14 protein-coding genes and 1 pseudogene are annotated in these 20,473 nt (G+C 74.2%); 6 read left to right on the top strand and 9 right to left on the bottom strand.

The genetic code is table 11. The annotated features are described in order from the left end of the window. Nucleotides 1-34: 34 nt before the first annotated feature. The 4 genes from katG to ACFYZ4_RS03470 form a co-directional block, all read right to left on the bottom strand. Nucleotides 35-2,224, bottom strand: coding sequence for a catalase/peroxidase HPI (katG, locus tag ACFYZ4_RS03485; RefSeq protein ID WP_390782865.1), 2,190 nt, complete (start codon nt 2,222-2,224; stop codon nt 35-37). 207 nt (nt 2,225-2,431) lie between these two features. Then, nucleotides 2,432-3,994, bottom strand: a complete 1,563-nt coding sequence (locus tag ACFYZ4_RS03480; RefSeq protein ID WP_351298708.1) for a DUF4139 domain-containing protein — start codon at nt 3,992-3,994, stop codon at nt 2,432-2,434. A gap of 8 nt (nt 3,995-4,002) precedes the next feature. Further along, entirely contained in the window at nt 4,003-6,138 is a 2,136-nt protein-coding gene (locus ACFYZ4_RS03475) for a DUF4139 domain-containing protein (RefSeq protein ID WP_390782864.1), read from the bottom strand. A gap of 62 nt (nt 6,139-6,200) precedes the next feature. Beyond that, on the bottom strand, nt 6,201-6,851 hold the full coding sequence (locus ACFYZ4_RS03470) for a TetR/AcrR family transcriptional regulator C-terminal domain-containing protein (RefSeq protein WP_351590224.1): 651 nt from the start codon (nt 6,849-6,851) through the stop codon (nt 6,201-6,203). A gap of 114 nt (nt 6,852-6,965) precedes the next feature. Between ACFYZ4_RS03470 and ACFYZ4_RS03465 the strand changes: the two are divergent. Then, nucleotides 6,966-8,403 (top strand): annotated as a pseudogene (locus tag ACFYZ4_RS03465) (FAD-dependent oxidoreductase). A gap of 67 nt (nt 8,404-8,470) precedes the next feature. On the opposite strand, the gene ACFYZ4_RS03460 reads toward ACFYZ4_RS03465, so the two are convergent. Continuing rightward, the gene (locus tag ACFYZ4_RS03460; RefSeq protein WP_351298719.1) at nt 8,471-8,680 is read right to left on the bottom strand and encodes a hypothetical protein; all 210 of its coding nucleotides are present in this window, start codon (nt 8,678-8,680) and stop codon (nt 8,471-8,473) included. A gap of 287 nt (nt 8,681-8,967) precedes the next feature. Between ACFYZ4_RS03460 and ACFYZ4_RS03455 the strand changes: the two genes are divergently transcribed. Further along, a complete protein-coding gene (locus ACFYZ4_RS03455) occupies nt 8,968-10,167 on the top strand; it encodes a S8 family serine peptidase (RefSeq protein WP_351298721.1) in 1,200 nt (399 codons plus the stop codon). Nucleotides 10,168-10,259: 92 nt separating this feature from the next. On the opposite strand, the gene ACFYZ4_RS03450 is transcribed toward ACFYZ4_RS03455, so the two are convergent. The 3 genes from ACFYZ4_RS03450 to ACFYZ4_RS03440 all read right to left on the bottom strand — a co-directional run bounded on the left by ACFYZ4_RS03450 (nt 10,260) and on the right by ACFYZ4_RS03440 (nt 13,059). Continuing rightward, nucleotides 10,260-11,336, bottom strand: a complete 1,077-nt coding sequence (locus tag ACFYZ4_RS03450) for a PI-PLC domain-containing protein (protein ID WP_390782863.1) — start codon at nt 11,334-11,336, stop codon at nt 10,260-10,262. A 115-nt stretch (nt 11,337-11,451) separates the two neighbouring features. Beyond that, on the bottom strand, nt 11,452-12,153 hold the full coding sequence (locus ACFYZ4_RS03445; protein WP_390782862.1) for a sigma-70 family RNA polymerase sigma factor: 702 nt from the start codon (nt 12,151-12,153) through the stop codon (nt 11,452-11,454). A 150-nt stretch (nt 12,154-12,303) separates the two neighbouring features. Beyond that, a complete protein-coding gene (locus tag ACFYZ4_RS03440) occupies nt 12,304-13,059 on the bottom strand; it encodes a hypothetical protein (protein WP_390782861.1) in 756 nt (251 codons plus the stop codon). A 245-nt stretch (nt 13,060-13,304) separates the two neighbouring features. Between ACFYZ4_RS03440 and ACFYZ4_RS03435 the strand changes: the two genes are divergently transcribed. Beyond that, nucleotides 13,305-14,507, top strand: coding sequence for an MFS transporter (locus ACFYZ4_RS03435; RefSeq protein WP_384350026.1), 1,203 nt, complete (start codon nt 13,305-13,307; stop codon nt 14,505-14,507). Between the two features lie 8 nt (nt 14,508-14,515). Then, on the top strand, nt 14,516-15,604 hold the full coding sequence (locus tag ACFYZ4_RS03430) for a sugar ABC transporter permease (protein ID WP_390782860.1): 1,089 nt from the start codon (nt 14,516-14,518) through the stop codon (nt 15,602-15,604). Here the strand turns inward: ACFYZ4_RS03430 and ACFYZ4_RS03425 are convergent. After that, on the bottom strand, nt 15,591-16,787 hold the full coding sequence (locus tag ACFYZ4_RS03425; RefSeq protein ID WP_351298736.1) for an acyl-CoA dehydrogenase family protein: 1,197 nt from the start codon (nt 16,785-16,787) through the stop codon (nt 15,591-15,593). The two genes, ACFYZ4_RS03430 and ACFYZ4_RS03425, sit on opposite strands and share 14 nt — an antisense overlap. Before the next feature lie 144 nt (nt 16,788-16,931). Between ACFYZ4_RS03425 and ACFYZ4_RS03420 the strand changes: the two genes are divergently transcribed. Then, a complete protein-coding gene (locus ACFYZ4_RS03420) occupies nt 16,932-18,746 on the top strand; it encodes a CoA transferase (RefSeq protein ID WP_390782859.1) in 1,815 nt (604 codons plus the stop codon). Beyond that, entirely contained in the window at nt 18,743-20,431 is a 1,689-nt protein-coding gene (locus ACFYZ4_RS03415) for a class I adenylate-forming enzyme family protein (protein WP_390782858.1), read from the top strand. The genes ACFYZ4_RS03420 and ACFYZ4_RS03415 overlap by 4 nt, the downstream gene beginning before the upstream one ends. The last annotated feature ends 42 nt before the right edge of the window (nt 20,432-20,473 follow it).

Raw genomic sequence — 20,473 nt, 5'->3', positions numbered from 1 at the left:
TGAGGGGCCGGCCGGGACAGCGGGCTCAGCGGGCTCAGGCGAGGTCGAACCGGTCGAGGTTCATCACCTTGTCCCAGGCCGCCACGAAATCACGTACGAACTTCTCTCCCGCGTCCTTGGCCCCGTAGACCTCCGAGAGGGCCCGGAGCTGGGAGTGCGAACCGAACACGAGGTCGACGGCGGTCGCGGTCCACTTGGCCTTGCCCGTGGCGGCGTCCTGGCCTTCGAACACGTTCTCCGCCGTGGCCGACGCCTTCCACTCCGTACCCATGTCGAGCAGGTTGACGAAGAAGTCGTTGGTCAAGGTCTCCGGCCGCTGGGTGAGGACGCCGTGGGACGATCCCCCGAAGCCGGTGTTCAGGGCCCGCATACCGCCGATCAGGACCGTCATCTCGGGCGCGGTCAGCGTCAGCAGGTTGGCGCGGTCCAGCAGCAGGGTCTCCGGCGCGAGCTTCTCTCCCGCCGGGAGGTAATTGCGGAATCCGTCCGCCCGCGGTTCGAGTACGGCGAACGCCTCCACGTCGGTCTGCTCCTGCGAGGCGTCCGTGCGCCCCGGTGCGAACGGGACCGTGACGGCGTGACCGGCCTTCTTCGCGGCCTGCTCCACGGCCGCGCACCCGCCCAGGACGATCAGGTCGGCGAGCGACACCTTCGCCGCCCCGCCCTGCGAGCCGTTGAAGTCCTGCTGGATCCCCTCCAGGGCCCGCAGCGTCTCGGCCACCTCGGGCAGGGCGTTGACCTCCCAGTCCTTCTGCGGAGCGAGCCGGATCCGGGCCCCGTTGGCCCCGCCCCGCTTGTCGGTGCCGCGGAAGCTCGCGGCCGCCGCCCAGGCGGTGGTGACCAGCTGGGGGACCGACCGGCCGGAGGCGAGGATCCGGGCCTTGAGGTCGGCGATCTCCGCGTCCCCGACCAGCGCGTGATCGACCGCGGGAACGGGGTCCTGCCACAGCTGCGGCTCCGGGATCCACGGGCCGAGGTAACGCGAGAGGGGGCCCATGTCGCGGTGCAGCAGCTTGTACCAGGCCTTGCCGAACGCCTCCGCGAGCCGGTCCGGGTTCTCGTGGAAGGCCTTCGCGATCGGCGCGTAGACCGGATCCAGCTTCAGCGAGAGGTCCGTCGTCAGCATCATGGGAGCGTGCCGCTTCGACGGATCGTGGGCGTCGGGCACCGTGCCCTGGGCCGAGGGATCCTTCGGGGTCCACTGGTGCGCACCGGCCGGGCTCGTCGTCAGCTCCCAGTCGTAGCGGAACAGGTTGTCCAGGTACCCGTTGTCCCACTTCGTCGGCTCGGAGGTCCATGCCCCCTCCAGCCCGCTGGTGACCGAGTCGACGCCGCTGCCGCTGCCGTACGAGTTCTTCCAGCCGAGGCCCTGCTGCTCGATCGGGCAGGCCTCGGGTTCCGGACCGATGTACTCGGCCCCGACCGCGCCGTGGCACTTGCCGAACGTGTGGCCGCCGATGATGAGCGCGACCGTCTCCTCGTCGTTCATCGCCATGCGCGCGAACGTCTCGCGGATGTCCCTGGCGGCGGCGATCGGATCCGGATTGCCGTTCGGCCCCTCGGGATTGACGTAGATCAGTCCCATCTGCACGGCGCCGAAAGGACCGGAGAGTTCCCGGTCGCCGCTGTAGCGCTCGTCCCCGAGCCAGGTGTCCTCGGGCCCCCAGAAGATCTCGTCGGGTTCCCAGATGTCCTCTCGTCCGAATCCGAAACCGAACGTCTTGAACCCCATGGATTCCATCGCGCAATTACCGGCGAATACCAGAAGATCGGCCCACGAGATCGTCCGTCCGTACTTCTGCTTCACCGGCCAGAGCAGCCGGCGCGCCTTGTCGAGGCTCGCATTGTCCGGCCAGCTGTTGAGGGGGGCGAAGCGCTGGGCGCCGGAGCCGCCGCCACCCCGGCCGTCCTCGATGCGGTAGGTGCCCGCGGCATGCCAGCTCATCCGGATGAAGAGCGGCCCGTAGTGGCCGTAGTCGGCGGGCCACCAGTCCTGCGAGGCCGTCATCACCTCGAAGACGTCCCGCTTCAGCGCGTCGAGGTCCAGGGAGGCGAATGCTTCCGCGTAGGTGAATCCCTCGTCCATCGGATTGGAAAGGGGCGAGTGCTGGTGGAGAACCTGAAGGTCCAGCTGATTCGGCCACCAGTCCCGGTTCGCCCGGGGGCGGGTCGACGCGGGGGCCGGGGCGGGGATGACTGGGTTCTCGCTTTCGCTGCCGGACACGTCAGTCCTTCTTCCTGTCTCGGTGTTTCCCTCTGCTCACGAACGGCGCCGATAATCGAGCGCGTATCGGCGTCCGTATGGTCGCGCACCGCAGACCGCGCAGCCACGAGAACACGCAGAGGGTGACGGAAGCGGAAGCGGTGCACGCCCGCGCGGCGGAGCGGCTGCCGGCCGGTCCTGCGCCTCAGGTCCGCCGCACGCGTGAGCTCAGAGTCCGGCGACCTTGGAGCTCGCCGAAAGCTCGTAGACCAGGGTGACCGTGCGCCGGCCGCCGGGCGGGAGGGCGACGTCCCAGCGGGCGATCCCGTCGGCGTCGACCACCTCGGGCGGCGGGGAACAGGCCTCCTTGCGCAGCCGCACCTCCACCGCCGAGACCTCGGAGACCGGGATCCGCTCCCGGAGCACGACCACCCGGTCACCGCGCTCGCCGGGGGCGGAGAACCGGGACAGGTGCAGCCGGACCGTGCGGGTCACCACGGTCCGCTGCATGATCCCGGCGGACTCGCGGGCCTCCTCGGTCTGCCGGACCACCCCGTGGTCGTCGCAGCTGCCGAAGGCCAGCTCGACGGGGGTGCCCGGGGCGGCGAAGTCCAGCGTGCCGCGGCCGCTGAACCCGCTGCCGCGGACCAGGTCCACCGGCCCGGCGAGCAGCGCGTGGCCGGACACGTTGTCGAACCGCACCACCTGGGTGACCAGCGGCGAGACCTCCGGTGAGCAGGCGTACTCGCTGCTCGCGGCCGTGGTGAAGACGGACAGCGGCACCCGGTGGGCGCGACCGTCCCCGGGCACCGAGACCGGCGCGGGGGAGTGCAGTACGCGCGCCTCGCCGCCGTCGTCCACCCCGGGCAGGCCGAGCACCGGGGCCGGGCCGAGGGCCCCGATCTCCTCCTCGCGCAGCTCGACGTCGACCGTCCGGCGCTCCGCCGCGGAGCGGTCCCCCAGCGTCAGCCGGTCCTCGCCGAGCCGCGGCGGGTCGGTGGCCAGCGCCGAGCGCGCCGTCGACAGGGTCAGCCGTACGTCCGACCAGTCCTCCCCGGTGCGCTGCCAGACGACCGCGTCCGTCTCCAGCGTGAGGGCGTCCCCGTCGAGCACGGCCCGGTAGGCGGGCCGCCACAGCGCGCACGGGGTGAGGTGGCTCAGACGCAGCCCCACCGGCCCGGCGACCGCGGTCTCCACCGTCAGCTCGACATGGGCGAGCAGCTCGGCGGGCTCCTCCTCCGAAAGGTCCATGGCGCGCTGAACGGACCCGAGTTCGGCGCCGAGGGCGGTCAGCCGGGCCTCGACGGTGCGCAGTTGCTCGCCGCACGTGTCGCGCTCGGCGTCCAGCCGGTCCAGTTCGCGCGCCCAGCGGGGCCGTTCGGCCTCTCCCGCACCGGCGCCTTCGCCGATGTCCCGCAGCAGGTCGGCGGTGAGACGGCCGAGCAGGTCGAGGCGGGCGCGCAGCCTCTCGTGCCGCTGCCCGGTGGCCAGCCGCTCCGCTTCGAGGGCGTGTGCGCGCCGGCGCAGCGCGGAGTCCTCGTCGGCGGACGGCAGCGGCCCGCGCGGGGTCCAGCCGCGGACGATCCGCACGTCGAGCACGGTCGCCGGGTGTTCGGCGGTCAGCTCGGCATGGAGGGTGCGGTCGACGGCCAGCGCGCTGACCGGGCCGAGCCGCAGCCGCTGGACCCCGGCCTCCAGGTCGAGCACGGCGGTGCGCTCGACATGGGCGCGGTCCTCGAGACAGGTGACGGCGGTGACGGGGAGGGCGATCGGCTTCGGGGCCGTGGACATGGGGTGCGTCAGCTCCTGCGGTTGCCGCCGACCAGGGCCTTGCCGGTCGGGATGCGGATCTCGTAGCCGCCGTCGAGGGCGGCGGTGGCGCCTGCGGGCAGGTCCAGCCGCCAGACACGGGTGCCCGGGGCGTGGTGTTCGGGTCCCACGCCCTCCTCGGGCGCCGTCCAGTCGGCCCGTTCCTCGATGCGGACGTCCGGATCGGAGGTGACCGGAACCCGCTCGCGGACTTCGACGGTGACGGGCCGCGCCAGCCCGTTGGCCAGCTCCACGTGCACGCGGTGGTCGAGGACGGTGTTGTTGTTGCGCAGGCCCGAGGTCGACTCGCGCAGGTTCGTACGGCGGGTGACCCGGATGCCCTCGGCGGACCCGAGACCGACCCGGCGGACCCCGCCGGGGGCGAGCGTGGGCAGCGCGGCGGTCAGCAGGAACTCGTCGTCGACGACGACCTCCACCGGGCCGGCCAGCAGTGCCTGGTCGGTGGCGTTGGAGAGGACCAGCGTGGCGTACACAGTCTGCTCCACGGACGGCACGCAGAGGTACTCGGTGCGCAGGCCGACCGGGACCTCGGCGACGGTGACGGTGTGCCAGGTGCCGTCCGACGGGACGTCGGCGCGCGCGGTGGCGTCGAAGCGGTGGTCGAAGGACCCCGCCGACTCGCGGGGCCGCACGGCCTGTCCGGGCAGCGGCAGCGAGGCCACGGTCTCGGCGCGGCGCCGGCACTCGGCTGCCCCCGGATCTACGGGCGAGCCGGGGAAGAGCCGGCCCCGGCGGCCGCCCTGCTCGTCGGGGCCGCACAGGACGAGGGCGGCGTAGTCGAGTTCGGCGCCGCTCGGCTGCGGCGGACCGGCCACCGGTTCCGGAGGGGGCGGCGGCGCCCCGCCCGGAGCCGCGGGTGCCGGGGGCGCCATGGCGGCGGACGGCATCGCGCCGGGGGCCCCTGCGAAGGACCGGGCGGCGGAACGCGGCCGGGAACCCGGCCGCGAGGCGGCGGGCTGCGCGGGGGCCGGCAGCGCGAAGTCGGGCATCGCGCCGCCGTAGCCCTGCGGTGCGGGCGGCGGCGGGGGAGGCGGCGGTGGCGGAACGGGACCGTACCCGGAGCCGCCCACGGAAGTCACCGAGGTCACCGAAGTCACGTAGGCCGCGGCAGCCATGGGAGCCGAGCCGGCCCCGACAGCCGCGGGGGCGGCGGCCGTGACGGGGCGCGGGCCGGCCGCCTCGTACCCGGCGAACAGGCCGGCGAGCCCCGCCGGCGGCTCGCGCCAGCCGGAGGGCGCGGGCGCGGGCTGACGGCGCCCGATCCGGACCGAGCGGAGCTTCGGCAGGCCGGTGCGGCGCCGGAGATCGGCGGTGGCCAGGGCGATGCGCACCCCGGTCCAGTCCTCGCCGGTCCGCTGGGCGACCGAGGCACGAAGCACGAGGCGGCCGCTGTCGTCACCCTGACGGTGGGTGAGCCGGTAGGCCGGCGCCCAGACGGCGCCCGGCACCCCGTACTCCAGCTCCAGTTCCACTTCGTCCTCACCGGCGCCCACGAGGGTCAGGGCCGCGCAGACCGTGGTCTCCACGTGCGAGGAGGGCGCGTCGGTGGAGGCGCGGGCGAGCCGGTCGGCGGCGACGGAGAACTCGTGCTCGGCGACGCGCAGTTCCTCCTCCAGCTCGACGAGGCGGGTGTGCAGCGTCGCCAGCCGCTCGTCGACGAAGTCGGCCAGTTCCAGCCACGCGTCGACGGGGGTGCGGCGGTGCGGGTCGTCGCGCTTGCGGGGAGGCGGCACCGGGTGGAGGGACCGGGCCTCCTCGATCAGGCCGACCTGCCGGTTCCGGCGTCCCTGCGCCGCCGCGTACGCGTCGCTCAGCCGCTCGGCCTCGCGCCGCAGGGCGTCGGGCGTGCCCGAGCCGAGCGGTTCGGCCTCGACCTCCACCCGGGCCTCGGTGACGCGCACCCCGGGAGCGCCCAGGACACGGGCCCGCAGCGAGCCCGGGTCCAGCGAGCGGGGCAGCCCCGGCACCCGCACCCGGCCGTCGGGCGGCACGCTGCCCCGGGCCAGGCGGCGGCAGAGGGCCCCCTGCGCGTACACCACGACCGAATCGAGGGTCGCCCCCCAGACTCCTGCCGTTCCTGCCGTGTCTGCCGTTTCCGTCGTCATGTGCTCCGCCCCCGCCGTGCCGTTGGGCGAAGCCTACGCCCGAGCCCGCGCGAGCGTGCGGCTCAGGCGATGCCGTAGCGCGCCTCGATGCCCGCGATGAGCAGGCGGACGCCCTCCTCGAACCCCGCGGCGAAGTCCTGGAAGAGTTCGGCTCCCGCGGCTGCCGCCAGCGGGAAGTCCGCCATGCGCGCGGCGCGTTCGTCGACGTCGAAGCCGTCGCGGCGGTCACCGGGCAGGGGTTCGACCCCTTGTTCCTCGGTGACGAAGCCGAGCGTGAAGTAGTAGGCCGTGGTGAGGGCCCGTACGGCCTGGGTGGGCTCGAAGCCGGCTGCGACGAAGGCGCGGAGGTTCTCCTCCAGCTGGACCGCGTGCTCGGTGCCGGTGAAGCGGGAGCCGCTGTAGACCTTGGCGCCGTCGCGGTAGCCGAGCAGGGCGGCCCGCAGCCCCGTGTTGAAGACCATCAGCTGTTCCTGCCAGGTGGCGCCGGAGGGGATCCGCTGCCCGGCGACCATCCGGCGGTACATCTCGGTGGCCATCTCGTCGAGGAGTTCCTGCTTGTTCTTGAAGTGCCAGTAGAGGGCGGGCGCCTGGACGTCCAGCTCCTTGGCGATCGCGCGCAGGGTCAGTCCGTCGAGGCCGACCTCGTTCAACAGCCGCAGCGCGGTGTCGACGGCCTGCTTCTTGTCCAGCTTGGGGGGTTTCCGGGTTGCCACGCTTGACAGCTTAACACCGTTAAATGCATGCTGGTGAGCGCAGCACTTAACAACGTTAAGGAGAATGCCGTGAACACGCACGACCATGCCCATGCACCCGCACCCGCCTCCGCACTGCAGACCGAGGTGCTCATCGTCGGAGCCGGCCCCACCGGGCTCGCGCTGGCCATCGACCTCGCCCGGCGCGGAGTCGGCGCCCTCGTCGTCGAGCGGGCCGGTGCCCTCTTCCCGGGATCGCGCGGCAAGGGGCTGCAGCCCCGCACCCTGGAGGTGCTCGACGACCTCGGCGTGCACGACGCGATCCGCGCGGCCGGAGGCTCGTACCCGGTCGGCGTGATCTGGCAGGACGGAGTCCGCACCGGCGAGCACCGGATGTTCGACGCGGCCGTGCCGACCGAGGGCGCCCCGTACGCCGAGCCCTGGATGGTGCCGCAGTGGCGGACGCAGGAGATCCTCGCCGCGCGGCTCGCGGAACTGGGCGGGGAGATCGCCTTCGGCCGGGAGGTGGCCGGCATCGAGCAGGACCCGGAAGGGGTGACGGCCACCTTCGTCTCCGGGCCGCCCGTCCGGGCGCGGTACGCCGTGGCCGCGGACGGCGGCCGGTCCACCGTGCGGCGGGCGCTGGGCATCGGCATGACCGGCGAGACCGTGGACCCGAGCCCGATGCTGGTCGCCGACGTCCGTGTCGACGGCCTCGACCGCGACCACCTGCACGTCTTCCCGCCGGCCGAGGGCGGGGGCTACCTCGCCATCTGGCCGCTGGCCGGGACCGACGAGTTCCAGGTGGTGGCGGCGTTCCCGGAGGGCGTCGAGCCGGACCTCTCGCTCGACGGGATCCGCAAGGTGGTCGGCGCCCGCTCGCACCTCGCTCCCGGCGATGTGACGGAGGTGCGCTGGGCCTCGGACTTCCGGCCGCGGGCCGCGATGGCCGACCGCTTCCGCGACGACCGGGTGTTCCTCGCCGGAGACAGCGCGCACGTGCACTCGCCCGCCGGCGGACAGGGCCTCAACACCAGCGTCCAGGACGCGTACAACCTGGGCTGGAAGCTGGCCGCCGTGCTGAGCGGGGGAAGCCCGCGCGTCGCTGCTCGACTCCTACGAGGAGGAGCGGCTGCCGGTCGCCGCCGAGATGCTCGGCCTGTCCACCCGCATCCACCGCGGCGAGGCCCGGCGCGGCGAGGCCACCCGGCAGCTCGGCATCGGCTACCGGGCTTCGGCCCTCGCGGTGGAGACCCGCGACGGCCTGGCCGAGGAGGCCCTGCAGGCGGGTGACCGTGCACCGGACGGGGTGCGCGGCGGCCTCCGGCTCTTCGACGCGTTCCGGGGAACGCACTGGACGCTGCTGACGGTCGGTGCCGGGCCCGACGTGCCCCTGGACCCGTCCGCACTCCCCGGGCTCGCGGACGTCCGCACCGTCCGGATCCCCTCGTACGAGGCGTACGGCGACGGGGTGTTCCTGATCCGCCCCGACGGCTACGTCGGCTGGGCCGGGACCACCGCGGAGGGCCTGGCCGCCTACGCGGCCGGAATCGGAGGCCCGGACAGGGCCTAGGGTCGCGATGGGCCCGGGCATCGACAGCCTGTCGGGTCGAGGCCTGCCAGTCGCCGGCGGGCGGTCGTCAGCGGTCGTCGCGCATGTCGTCCAGGTCGCCCTCACGCAGCTCGTGCATCACGTCACGCATCGTCGCGTCCTCGCGGCCGCGCTCGTGCGCAATCTCGTCGGGGCTGCGCGGCCGGCCGCCCGTCTTCATCCGGTCCGGTTCCGGAGACCGCCCGCGGGTCCGCTCCCCGCGGTCCGTGTCCGGCGTCCGGTGCTTGTCTGCGCCCATGACGGTTCACACTCCTCACGGGATTTTCCGGCAACGGGCACCTAACCCGTCAGGCCCCCGCCAAACATGCGCCCCGGGCTTCCGCCGCCGAAACGATCATGTGTTCATTCCGTGAAGGGGTTCGAGGGAACGCGTGTGCGAGGTGGAGGCGGTGCGGAGGGTCTATTAAGAAACCTTGTTGAAGAAGCTCTTACCCCGGGTTCGCCCTTGATTTGCTCCTGTCAATCGGAACAGGGTTCTCCAGAACGTTTGACGCCCCACACGTCAACACGAGGAGAACCATCTACATGGCAACTCACAAGCGATCCAAAGCCCTTCGCAACGCGGGCATAGCGGCGGGCGCAGCAACTGCGTTTGCGGCGGCCCTGTTTGCGAGCCCCCTCGCGGGGGCGGCCACACCGGCCGAAGGCACGGTGCACGGACTCGACGCCCCGGACGCCGTGGACGGCAGCTTCGTCGTCATCCTCGACGCATCCGCGAACAAGGAGGACTTGGCGAAGAAGTACGGCGGCAAGCTGGAGCGCTCCTACGGCTCCCAGGTCAACGGATTCTCCGCGTCCGGCATGACGCCGAAGGAGGCGAAGCGGCTCGCCGCGGACCCCGCCGTCGGCACGGTCGTGCAGAACAAGCGGTTCCGCATCAATGAGACCCAGGAGAAGCCCCCGTCCTGGGGCCTGGACCGGATCGACCAGGCGGCCACGGCCGGCGACCAGAAGTACACGTATCCGGACGGCGGCGGCGAGGGGGTGACGGCGTACGTCATCGACACCGGCGTCAGGATCTCGCACAAGGACTTCGGCGGCCGCGCCGAGCACGGTTTCGACGCGGTCGACAACGACGAGACCGCTGACGACGGCAACGGCCACGGCACGCACGTGGCGGGCACCATCGCCGGTACCTCGCACGGCGTCGCCAAGAAGGCCAAGGTCGTCGCGGTGCGGGTGCTGGACGACAACGGATCCGGTACGACCGAGCAGGTCGTGGCGGGCATCGACTGGGTGACGAAGAACCACTCCGGGCCGTCGGTCGCCAACATGAGCCTCGGCGGCGGCGCCGACGAGGCGCTGGACGCGGCCGTCAAGCGGGCCGTCGCCTCCGGCGTGACCTTCGCGGTGGCGGCCGGCAACGAGTCCTCCGACGCCGGTCAGGGCTCGCCCTCCCGGGTGCCCGAGGCCCTCACGGTGGCGTCGAGCACCGAGGACGACCAGCAGTCGGACTTCTCGAACTTCGGCTCGGTGGTGGACCTGTACGCGCCCGGCTCGGAGATCACGTCGGCCTGGAAGGACAGCGACACGGCCGTCAAGACGATCTCCGGGACGTCGATGGCCTCCCCGCACGTGGCGGGAGCCGCAGCCCTCTACCTGGCGGCCCACCCGTCGGCGACACCCGCCGACACGGCCGCCGCGCTGACCGGGGCCGCGACGAAGGGTGCCATCAAGAACCCGTCCTCCGGCACCGCGAACAAGCTGCTGAAGGTAGCGCCGTAACGCCGCAACGAAGTAATGCGGTAGCGCGGTGACCGGGAGCGGCCCTCCAGATCGTGGAGGGCCGCTTCGGCGTGCGTGCGTGTGTGCGCCGGTCAGGGGCGTGCGTTGAGCTCCGCCACGATCGAGGCGGGGGTGTGGCCGCTGCCGTCCGACAGCCGGTGGAAGTCGACGGAGACGAAGTTCGGATCGCGGCCCCCGGTGGCCGTCCGGCACTGCCCGGCGATGCGGTCCCTGAGTTTGGCGCCGTTGTCCAGGGCCGCCGTCATGACGGTGGGCACGTTGCGGTGGTGGCTCATGGTGAACAGCCTCCGGAATCCCGTCTCCTGACGGTCCAGGGGCACGTCGGACCAGCGGCTGACGCAGCCGAGGTCGTTGCCCAGGTCGCCGAGGCTCCAGTAGTTGCTCACCGTCCAGGACTTGTCGTACATGACGCCCAGGTGCTCGCGGTCGGAGCGGTCGGAGAAGATCAGCAGCCGTTTGTTGGCGGTGACGAGGTCGGCCACCTTCGGCCAGCCGTGCCCGCGCACGTCCCACTGGTCGGCCCGGAACACCATCTCGGGCAGCCCCCTGACCCTGCCGAGGGACTGCGCCAGCTGCTCGGCGCTGACGTAGTCCTCGAGGAAGACGGTCACGACCTCCTGCGGATGGGAGGCGAGGAAGTCCACCACGCTCTGCATCGTGCCGTGGAAGGACTGCCGGGGGAGCGCGTACGTGGCTCCGGCGAAGGTCTTGCAGTCACCGTGGCAGAGGTAGACGTCGCTGGGGTAGCAGTCGCTGCCGAAGCTGATGACGCACAGCCAGGTGCTGCGCTCGTACCAGTGCGTGTCCAGGCTCAGACCGCGTACGCCGTTGTCGAGCTGGGCGCGGACCGACTCGGCCTGGTTCACCGAACTCCACCGGGAGTCCTCGTAGTTGGTGAAGGCGTTGTGGGTGGTCAGGAAGGTGGCCTCGTCCAGGCGCCGGTCGCCCCAGCGGGCGGCCGCGGCAGCGGCCGCGCTCGGGCCCGCCGCAGCGGCGACGGGGGAGGGGGCGCGGGCCGGGGCCGCGGCGGTCGCGGCGCTCGCCGTGCCGAGGAGGGCCAGCAGCAGGAGGCCGACGAAGGCGTGCCGGCCGGTACGCCCTCGTCGGCGCCCGCGCACCCGGAGATTTAACATGCCCATGTCAATCATGGAGCGGAGGGTAGCGCGCCGGCCCCCGAATGCGGAGTACCCGTACGCACCTGGCTCGCGCGGGGCCACGGGAGGGTGGCGCTCACGCCGGGCCCTCCCGTGCGCCCCGGCCGGATCAGGCGGGCGACGTGGTGAGCGCGCCCTTGCGCACGGCCGGTGTGACGAACCGCAGTTCCCGGTCCGGGAGCGGGTGCGGGTGCTCCCGGACGGGCGCGGACGGAGCGGTGCCCGTCAGTAGTTCGATGAGGGAGGTGCGGGCCCGGGCGACGCGGGAGCGGACGGTGCCGATGGGGCAGCCGATGGCTTCGGCCGCGTCGGCGTACGGCAGGCCCAGGAGCTGGGTGAGGACGAAGGCCTCCCGGCGTTCGGACGGGATCGTGGCCAGGAGTTCGGCCAGCGCGACGCCCTCGTCGAAGCCCGGTACGTCGTACGGCTGGGCCTGCTCGGCGGCGGTCTGCCAGTCGTACCGGTCCGAGAGCCTGGGCCGGGCCGCGGCGTGGCGGAGGCTGTCGACGACGGTGCGGCGGGCGATGGACAGCAGCCAGGTGCGCGCCGAGGAGCGGCCCTCGAAGCGGGGAAGGGCGGCGAGGGCCCGCAGGAACACGTCCTGGGTGAGGTCGTCGGCGGCCTGGGTGTCGGCGCTGAGGTAGGCGACGTAGCGCCAGACGTCGCGGTGCAGTGCGCGGACGAAGCGGTCGGCCTTCGCGGGGTCACCGTCGCGGGCGTCCAGGGCCAGTCGGGTCACCGCCGCGTCGGCGGTGTGCCGGTCCGGCTGCTCGACGGCGGGACAGTTCTGGGTGGGCAGGGCAGGAGTCATCGCCACAGGTCCTTCGGTGAAGGGGTGACCGGCGCCGCGCGGGGGCGGGGCCGGTGAAGGGTGTACGGCCTGCCGGAGGCAGGGCCGATGCCCGAGGCGCGGAGGGCGGGCGCGAACGCGGATGCCGACGCGTGCTCGGGGAGCCGGCTGTCAGACGACAGCGGCTCCCGTCGGGGGACCCCGAGAGGTGATGGCGTGGACGAGGAGGAGCCGGCGCAGCGCGTGGCGCCGGCGGGCGCGGTGTACGAGGAGGCGCGGCGGGTGCGCCGTCGCGGCCGGCCGAAGCAGCAGGCGCAGCGGAGTCCAGAGCCATCCGGCGACGGCCCGCAGGATGCGGAAGGCGGCTCGCTCTCCGTAGGCGAGCCACAGGCCGCAGAGCACCGCGGCCACGAGGTGGGCGGCGAGCATCGCCGTCGGCGACATGCCGCCCATGTCGTGGCCCCCGCCCGGCATCGGAGTCCCCGCGGACACCGCGCCGGCCATCTCGTGCACGGCGTGGTGGCCATGGGCGGTGGCATCGGAGAGCACGGTGCCGGGCGGCGGCCGGAAGACCAGCCCGCCGACCCCTGCCTCGTTGACCACCCTCAGCGCCTCGCGCGGGGAGACGGCCGAGGTCGCCCCGTCTCCGCAGGTCAGGTACTCCGCCCACTGGCGGGCGAACGAGGTGCCGGTGGGCAGGGAGGGATGGACCAGGGACTGGGCGAGGGAGAAGCCCGCGTGGAGCCCGGCCTGGACGGTGACGGTCGCGGCGGTGACGGCGAGCAGCCCGCGCTCACGGCCCGCGAAGGCCCAGGCCGCTCCCGCCGTGCCGGCGAACGCGGCGGACAGGGCCCACCAGGGCACCGCCGTACCCGACATGAGGATGTGGCCGGTGGCTGCGAGCAGCACGCAGAGGGCTGCGAACATCGCAGCCCGTACGACTCGTGAACATCGGCCCGGGTTCATGGCGGGGCTCATCCTCGCACCAGCGTCCGGGACTTCGAAGAATGCTGCGCACTTCTGGACAAGTTCTGGTGGCCGACCCGGCCACACCTTGAGCGCCCGCCCCATGTGACCCGGACCACACAACCCGCGGGGAACCGGAAGCCCTTGCCGGCCGACTGACTGGCCGGTCGGAACGATGTGCGCGCAGCGTGGGGAAGGAGCCATCAGTGGCGGTGGAGGAACCCGGGACCGTGCCGGCGCGCACCGACGACGGCACGGGGAGGTCGCTGACGGCGCTGCTCACGTGCGCCATGGCGTTCTCGATGCTCCAGCTGTTCCTCCTCGGGGCCCTGGGCCCGCGACTGGTGGACGAACTCGGAGTCTCGCCCGCGGTCCTCGGGCTGACGACGACGCTCGGCTTCGGGACGGCCGCCCTGCTGTCCCCGGCCGGCGGCCGGATCGTGGACCGGATCGGTCCGCGCCGCTCGCTGGTCGTCCTGCTGCTGGTGTCGGCCGCGGCGCTCGCCCTGATCGGCGCCGCGCCCGGCACCGCCGCGCTGCTGGGCGCCGTCGCACTGGGCGGCGTACCGCAGGCGCTGGCCAACCCCGCCACCAACAAGGCCATCATGCGCGTCGTCCCGCCGGCCCGGCGCGGTGCGGTGACCGGACTCAAGCAGTCCGGCGTCCAGCTGGGCGCCTTCGTGGCCGGGCTGCCCCTCGTGCTGCTGGCGGGCGGGATCGGCTGGCGGGGCGCGGTGTGGACGGCGGCGGGCGCGGCCCTGCTCGCCGGGGGGTGGGCGATGCGGGCGCTGCCCGACGATCCCGCGCCGCCCCCGACCGGCGCGCGGAGCTCACTCGTTCCCCGCGGGATGGTCGCCTGGCTGGCGGCCTTCTCCCTGTTCCTCGGGGCCGGGATCGCCTCGGTCAACACCTACCTGGCCCTCTTCGGGGCGCAGCGCCTGGGGATGGGTCCCACCGCGGCCGGCGCCCTGGTCGCCGTACTGGGCGTGGCCGGGATCGCCGGCCGGATCGGCTGGTCGAAGGCGGCCCGGCCCGGGCGGGCCGAGTGGCTGCCGGGCTGGCTCGCCTGTGGCGCGCTCGGGGCGGCCCTCCTGCTGGGTGCCGCGCTCGTCGCGAGCCCGTTGGTGTGGCTCGGGGCCGTCGCCGTCGGTGTGTTCGCCGTGTCCGGGAACGCCGTGTCCATGGTGCTGGTCATGCAGCGGGCCGCTCCGGGCCGGGCCGGACAGGACTCGGCGCTCGTCGCGGCCGGGTTCTTCGGCGGATTCGCCCTGGGACCGCCCCTGTTCGGGCTGCTGGCCGGAAGCGGCCGGTACGGCCACGGGTGGCTGCTGGTCGCCGTGGAGTTCGCGGCGGCGGGAGCGGTGGCCTTCGTGTGGGCCGCACGGGACCGGCGGAAGGCCGCCTCGTGAACGGCGCGGTGCCCACGGATTGGGCCGAGAACGCCCTCGCGGCGGTCATCGGGCGCGTGAGCGTGACCGAGGCCCAGGTCGGCGAACGCTTCCCGCTCTACGCGCAGCCCGACGACGGGCGGTGGACGAGCACCGGCCGCGGTTCCTGGACCGGAGGCTTCTGGGCGGGGCTGCTGTGGCTGCGCGCCCGCTACACCGGTACCGACGCCGACCGGCGGGCCGCCGCCGCGTGCACGGCCCGGCTCGCCCCGTGGGCGGACGCCGACACCGCCACCCGGGGACTGATCTTCTGGTACGGGACCTCGCTCGCCGGGGCCGACGGCGAAGCCGCCCGGCTGCGGGAACGGGCCGCCCGGGCCTGCCTGTCGGCCTACGACCCCGCACTCGGTCTGGTTCCCTGGGGCGAGGCGCTGGGCGGGCCCCGCCTGCTGGCCCGCGTGGACGGCGTACCGGGGATGGTGCCCCTGCTGGCGGGCGCCGACGCGCGGGGGACGGCCGCCGCGGCCGCCCACCTCCACCGGCACCTCGACCTCTGCCTCGGCTCGGGCGCCGAGCGGCATCCCTGGCTGTGGCCCGCGCGGCTGTTCGACGAGAGCACCGGATGGCAGCCCTGCGACGATCCCGCGCCGGGCTGGAGCCGCGGCCAGGCCTGGCTGCTCCTGGCCGTCGCCGACGCCCTGGTACGGCCCGACCTCGTGGGCGATGCCCGCGCCCGGCTCGACGAGGCGGTCGGACAGCTGCTGGCCCAGGGGGAGGTGCTGGCCGGGCGGCTGGTCCCGCCGGCCGACGCCTCCCGGCCCGCCGGCCCGCTGGACACGTCGGCCGCCGCGATCACCGCGGTGGCCCTGCTGAAGCTCGCACGGGTCCCGGGCCCCCGGGCGCAGGCGTGCGCGGACCGGGCCGTCGCCATCCTGAACCGCCTGGCGCAGGCCCACCTGACCGGCGCGTGCTCCGGCCGCCCGCCCGGGATGCTCCTGGACGGCTGCTACGACGCCGCGAAGGGCCTGGCCGTCCGGCACGAGCTGATCTGGGGCGACTTCTTCCTCGCGCTCGGCCTGGCCGCCCTGGACGGCCTCGTCGACATCACCCGCGTGTAGCGGTCCCCGCGCCGTAGTCGCGCAGGACGCGGCGGGCCACGGTGGTGATGTGGAGTTCGTCGGGGCCGTCGAGGATGCGGGCGGCGCGGCCCGTACGGAAGAGAGCGGGCAGGGGGGTGTCCGGGCCGAGCCCGGCGGCGCCGTGGACCTGGATGGCCGAGTCCGTGACCTGCTGGAGCATCCGCGCGGCGGCGACCTTGGCGAGCCCGACCTCCGTCCGGGCGTCCTGACCGGACGCGATCAGCTCCACCGCCTCGTGGACGAGGGGCCGCGTGGTGCGCAGCGCGAGCAGCGCGTCGAAGACGTGCTGCTGGACCAGCTGTTGCTCGGCGAGGGGCCCACGGGATCCGCTGCGGGTGGCGGCCCGTTCACACATGAGGTCGAAGGCGCGCCGGGCCTGGCCCAGCCAGCGCAGGCAGCGCAGCGTACGCCCGAGGAGCAGCCGCTCACCCGCGATGGCGAGGGCGTCGCCGGGCTCGCCGAGGAGGTGGTCGGCGGGCACCCGGACCCGGTCGAGCGCGATCTCGTACTGGCCCGCCCCACCGAGCACGGGAAGTTCGCGCACCACCCGGAAGCCGGGCGAGGAGGTCGGCACCAGGAGCAGGGAGAGCCCCGCGCGGTCCCCGGCGGCGCCGCTGGTGCGGGCCATGACGGTCACCAGGTCGGCGCCCGCGGCGCCGGAGGTGAACCACTTGCGGCCGGTCACGCGCCAGCTGCCGTCGGCCAGGCGCTCGGCGCCGGTGGCGGTCGAGAACGGGTCGGTGCCGGGCACGTCCGGCTCCGTCATCGCGTAGCAGGTGCGCATCTCCCCGGCGACCAGCCGTTTCAGGTACTCCTCGCGGACCCGGGGCGTGCCGTGGCGGGCCAGCATCGTGACGTCGAGCAGGGGAGCGGAGCCGAGCGCGGCGGGCCCGTGGTCACTGGCGCCCTCGTCCTCCGCCAGTGCGGCGTACGCGGCGAAGGACAGGCCGCCGCCGCCCAGTTCGGCCGGGAGCGGGAGCGCCCAGAGCCCCTCCTCGCGGGCCTGGCGCCGCAACTCGGCGAGTGCCGCGGCCGCCGCCGGGCCGCCAGCGTCCAGTACGCCCTCCTGAGGGATCACCCGGCCGCGGACGAATGTGGCGATCCTGTCTCTCAACTCGGCTCCCTGGAGCACGTGTTGGGTGGTCGTGTCTGGATCCGTCACTGTTTTCCTCCTCATTCCCGGGAACTCGTGGGAACGGTTGTCCGACTGTCTGTCCGTGGAACTGGTCGGGCGCGGACGCCCCCCGGTTCCCCGCGTATCGCACGAACCGGGCGACGGCCACCGCCGCGCCGGGAGAGGAGAGGCATGGCGTCACCAGCCACCACGCAGACGGTCCGGCCGCTCGACACACTGCGCTTCGACACCTCGGGGCCGCCGCAGATCACCGGGGTGGTCGCCGACCACCTGCGCATGCTCGGCGCGAGCGGGGATCATCCCCGCCAGGACGCTCCGCCGGACCGCATCACGCTCACCGGCGGCGGCTTCGCACCGGCCCGCGCGCTCGCCACGTGGGCGGGGCCCGCGAGCGGGCTCGTCGACGAGGCGACCGTGCAGGCCGCCACCGGCATCATGGCCGTCCACGGCCGCCGGGACGGCTCCCCGCGGGGACTGGCCGCCGACTACGCGGCCACGGCCACCGCCGTCCTGACCGTGCAGGGGCTGCTCGCCGGCCTCATAGGCCAGGCCCGCGGAGGGGCCGCCGCCCAGGTCGCCACCCGCGCGGACCGGGCGGGCCTGCTGACGGTGTCCCAGTACCTCGCAGCCGCCGGAGCCGACGAGGGCGAAGCGGCCGAACTCGACGCCGGCGGGCCGCCCTTCCGCTCCGCCGAGGGCGTCCTCTTCGAACTGGAGACCCTCGACCCGGGTGCCTGGGCCGCCTTCTGGCGGGCGCTGGAGGCGCCTGCCGACGCGATGCGGGCGGGCTGGCGGCCCTTCCAGTTCCGGTACGCCACCGCCTGCGCGCCCTTCCCGGAAGCCCTCCACGAGATCACCCGGGCCACCCCCATGACGGGCATCCGGCGGGCCGCCGCCCTCTCCGGCGCCGAGGTGTGCGTCCTGCGCACGCTCGGGGAAAGGGCGTTGGAGGACGACGGCGCCGCCCCGTGGGCACTCCGGCTCCTCGGGCCGGAAGCGGGCCGCCCGGGGACGGCGGCCGGACGTGGAGACCAACGGGGCTCCGGGCGCGGGGACCGGCCCTCCGTGGGCCGGCCGCTGGCCGGACTGACCGTCCTGGAGGCCGGCCGGCGCATCCAGGCCCCGCTCGCCGCACACCTGTTGGGCCTGCTGGGCGCCGAGGTGATCCGGATCGAGCCGCCGGGCGGCGACCCGCTGCGCGGTATGCCGCCCGCCTGCTCCGGGATCTCCGCGCGCTGGCTCGCCCTCAACCGGGGCAAGCGGGCCGTGGAGATCGACATCAAGGCCGACGCGGACCGGCGCCGCCTGCGCGAGATGGCCGCGGAGGCCGACGTCTTCCTGCACAACTGGGCCCCGGGCAAGGCCGCCGAACTCGGCCTGGACCACGACGACCTCGCGGCGGTGAACCCCGCACTGGTCTACGCGTACACCAGCGGCTGGGCCGACCGGCTCGACGACGCCCCCATGGGCACCGACTTCATGGTCCAGGCCCGCACCGCGGTCGGCGAGGCCGTCCGCCCCCAGGACGAGGCCCCCGCCCCGTCACTGATGACCCTGCTCGACGTCCTCGGCGGACTGCACGGCACCGAGGCGGTCCTCGCCGGACTCCTCCTGCGCGAACGCACCGGCCACGGCGTCCGCGTGGACTCCTCCCTGCTCGGCGCCGCCGACACCCTGACCGCCCCCGCCCTGCGACGCGCGGCACGCGGCGAGAACCCCCGTCGGCCGGCCGGATTCCGGCGGCCCCTGCCCACGGCCGACGGCTGGATCGCCCCGAGCGACGCGGCCGCCACCGCCGCCGGAGCGTACGACCTGCGCGAACTCCCCACCGCGGACGCCCTCGGGCAGCTGCGGGAGCACGGCCTGACGGCCACCGCCGTCACCACCGAACTGGCCGACCTGCACCACGACCAGCGCTTCACCGGCTCGATCAGTCGCGACGCGCACGGCGCCCCTGCCGTTCCCGACCCCTGGAGCTTCTCATGACCGCCAACAGGCTCGAACTGCACGACCTGCTGCCCGCCGAACTCCGCCGCTCCTGGGTGGTCGACGGCACCTGCCCCGACCTCGACCTCTACAGCCTCTTCCGGGCCCGGCAGATCGCCGACCTGCACGCCACCGCCGTCATCGACGCCAAGGGCCCGCTCTGTTACACCGCCCTCGACCGCAAGGTGCGATGTCTGGCCAGCGGCCTGCGCGACCTCGGCATAGGCCCCGGCGACGTGGTCGCCGTCCAGCTCCCGAACAACCGGAACGCCGTCATCGCCGACCTGGCCCTCGCCGCCCTCGGCGCGGTGGCCCTGCCCTTCCCCGTCGGCCGCGGCAGCCTGGAAGCGGAATGCCTGCTGCGCCGCGCCGAGGCCGTCGCCGTCATCGCCGCGACCGAGCACCGCGGCAGCCGGCACGCCGCCGACCTGCACACCCTGGCACCGGCCCTGCCCGCGCTCCGGCACGTGATCGCCGCCGGACCCGGGCCGGCCCCCGAGGGAACGGTCTCCTTCTCCGCCCTGCTGCGCTCCGACGCGAGCGCCTTCGTACCGGCCCGGCCCGACCCGGACAGCGCGGCCCGCATCCTGGTCTCCTCCGGCTCCGAGGCCGAGCCGAAGATGGTCGCGTACTCGCACAACGCCCTCGCGGGCGGTCGCGGCAACTTCCTCGCCTCGCTGATGCCCGACGGGACCGCGCCGCGCTGCCTGTTCCTGGTGCCGCTCGGCTCCGCCTTCGGCTCCAACGGGACGGCCGTCACCCTGGCCCGGCACGGCGGCACGCTCGTCCTCCTCGACCACTTCACCCCGGAGGCGGCCCTCGCGGCGGTGCGCGAGCACGCGCCGACGCACATCCTCGGCGTACCGACCATGGTGCGGATGATGCTGGACCGGCTCGAAGGCGACGCCGCTCCGCTGCCCGCCCCCACCGCCCTCGTCCTGGGCGGGTCCGCGCTCGACGAGCGCACGGCCAAGGAGGCCGCCCGCGCCTTCGGCTGCCCGGTCGTCAACCTCTACGGCTCCGCCGACGGCGTCAACTGCCACACCGGCCTGGACCACGACACCCCGCCCGCGGACGGCCAGGGGGTCGTGGCCGGGCGCCCCGACCCCCGGGTCGCCGACATCCGCATCGCCGACACCGAGACGCACGAGCCGCTGCCGGACGGCCGGGTCGGGGAGATCATCGCGCGCGGCCCGATGACCCCGCTGTGCTACGTCGCCTCCCCGGACCTCGACGCCCGCTACCGCACGCCCGACGGCTGGGTCCGCACCGGAGACCTGGGCTTCCTCGACGAGGCCGGCACCCTCCACATCGTCGGACGGCTCAAGGACATCGTCATCCGGGGCGGCGCCAACATCAGCCCCGCCGAGGTCGAACGCCAGCTGGCCTCCCACCCGCTGGTGCGCGACGTGGTGTGCGTGGGCGTTCCGGACGCGGTCATGGGGGAGAGGCTGGCGGCCTGCGTCGTACCCCGCACGGCGCAGGCGCCCTCCCTGGAGGAGCTCGGCGCGCACCTCACGGAGCGCGGGCTCGAACCGCGCAAGTTCCCCGAGCGGCTCCTGATCGTCGCCGAACTCCCGCTGACCCCGGCGGGCAAGCCCGACCGGGCGGCCCTGCGCGCATGCCTGACAGACGTCCGTCCGCTGCCGGAGATCGGAAGCGTTCCGCTCGCCCAGGCGGGATGAGAGAGCGGGGCCCGGCGGCGCTTCCGCCGCCGGGCCCCGTAC

The organism is Streptomyces sp. NPDC001513 (genome assembly GCF_042894695.1).
Taxonomy (GTDB): Bacteria; Actinomycetota; Actinomycetes; order Streptomycetales; family Streptomycetaceae; genus Streptomyces.
The sequence above is the reverse complement of the archived record's forward strand: the minus strand, read 5'-3'. Positions and strand labels throughout refer to the sequence as shown.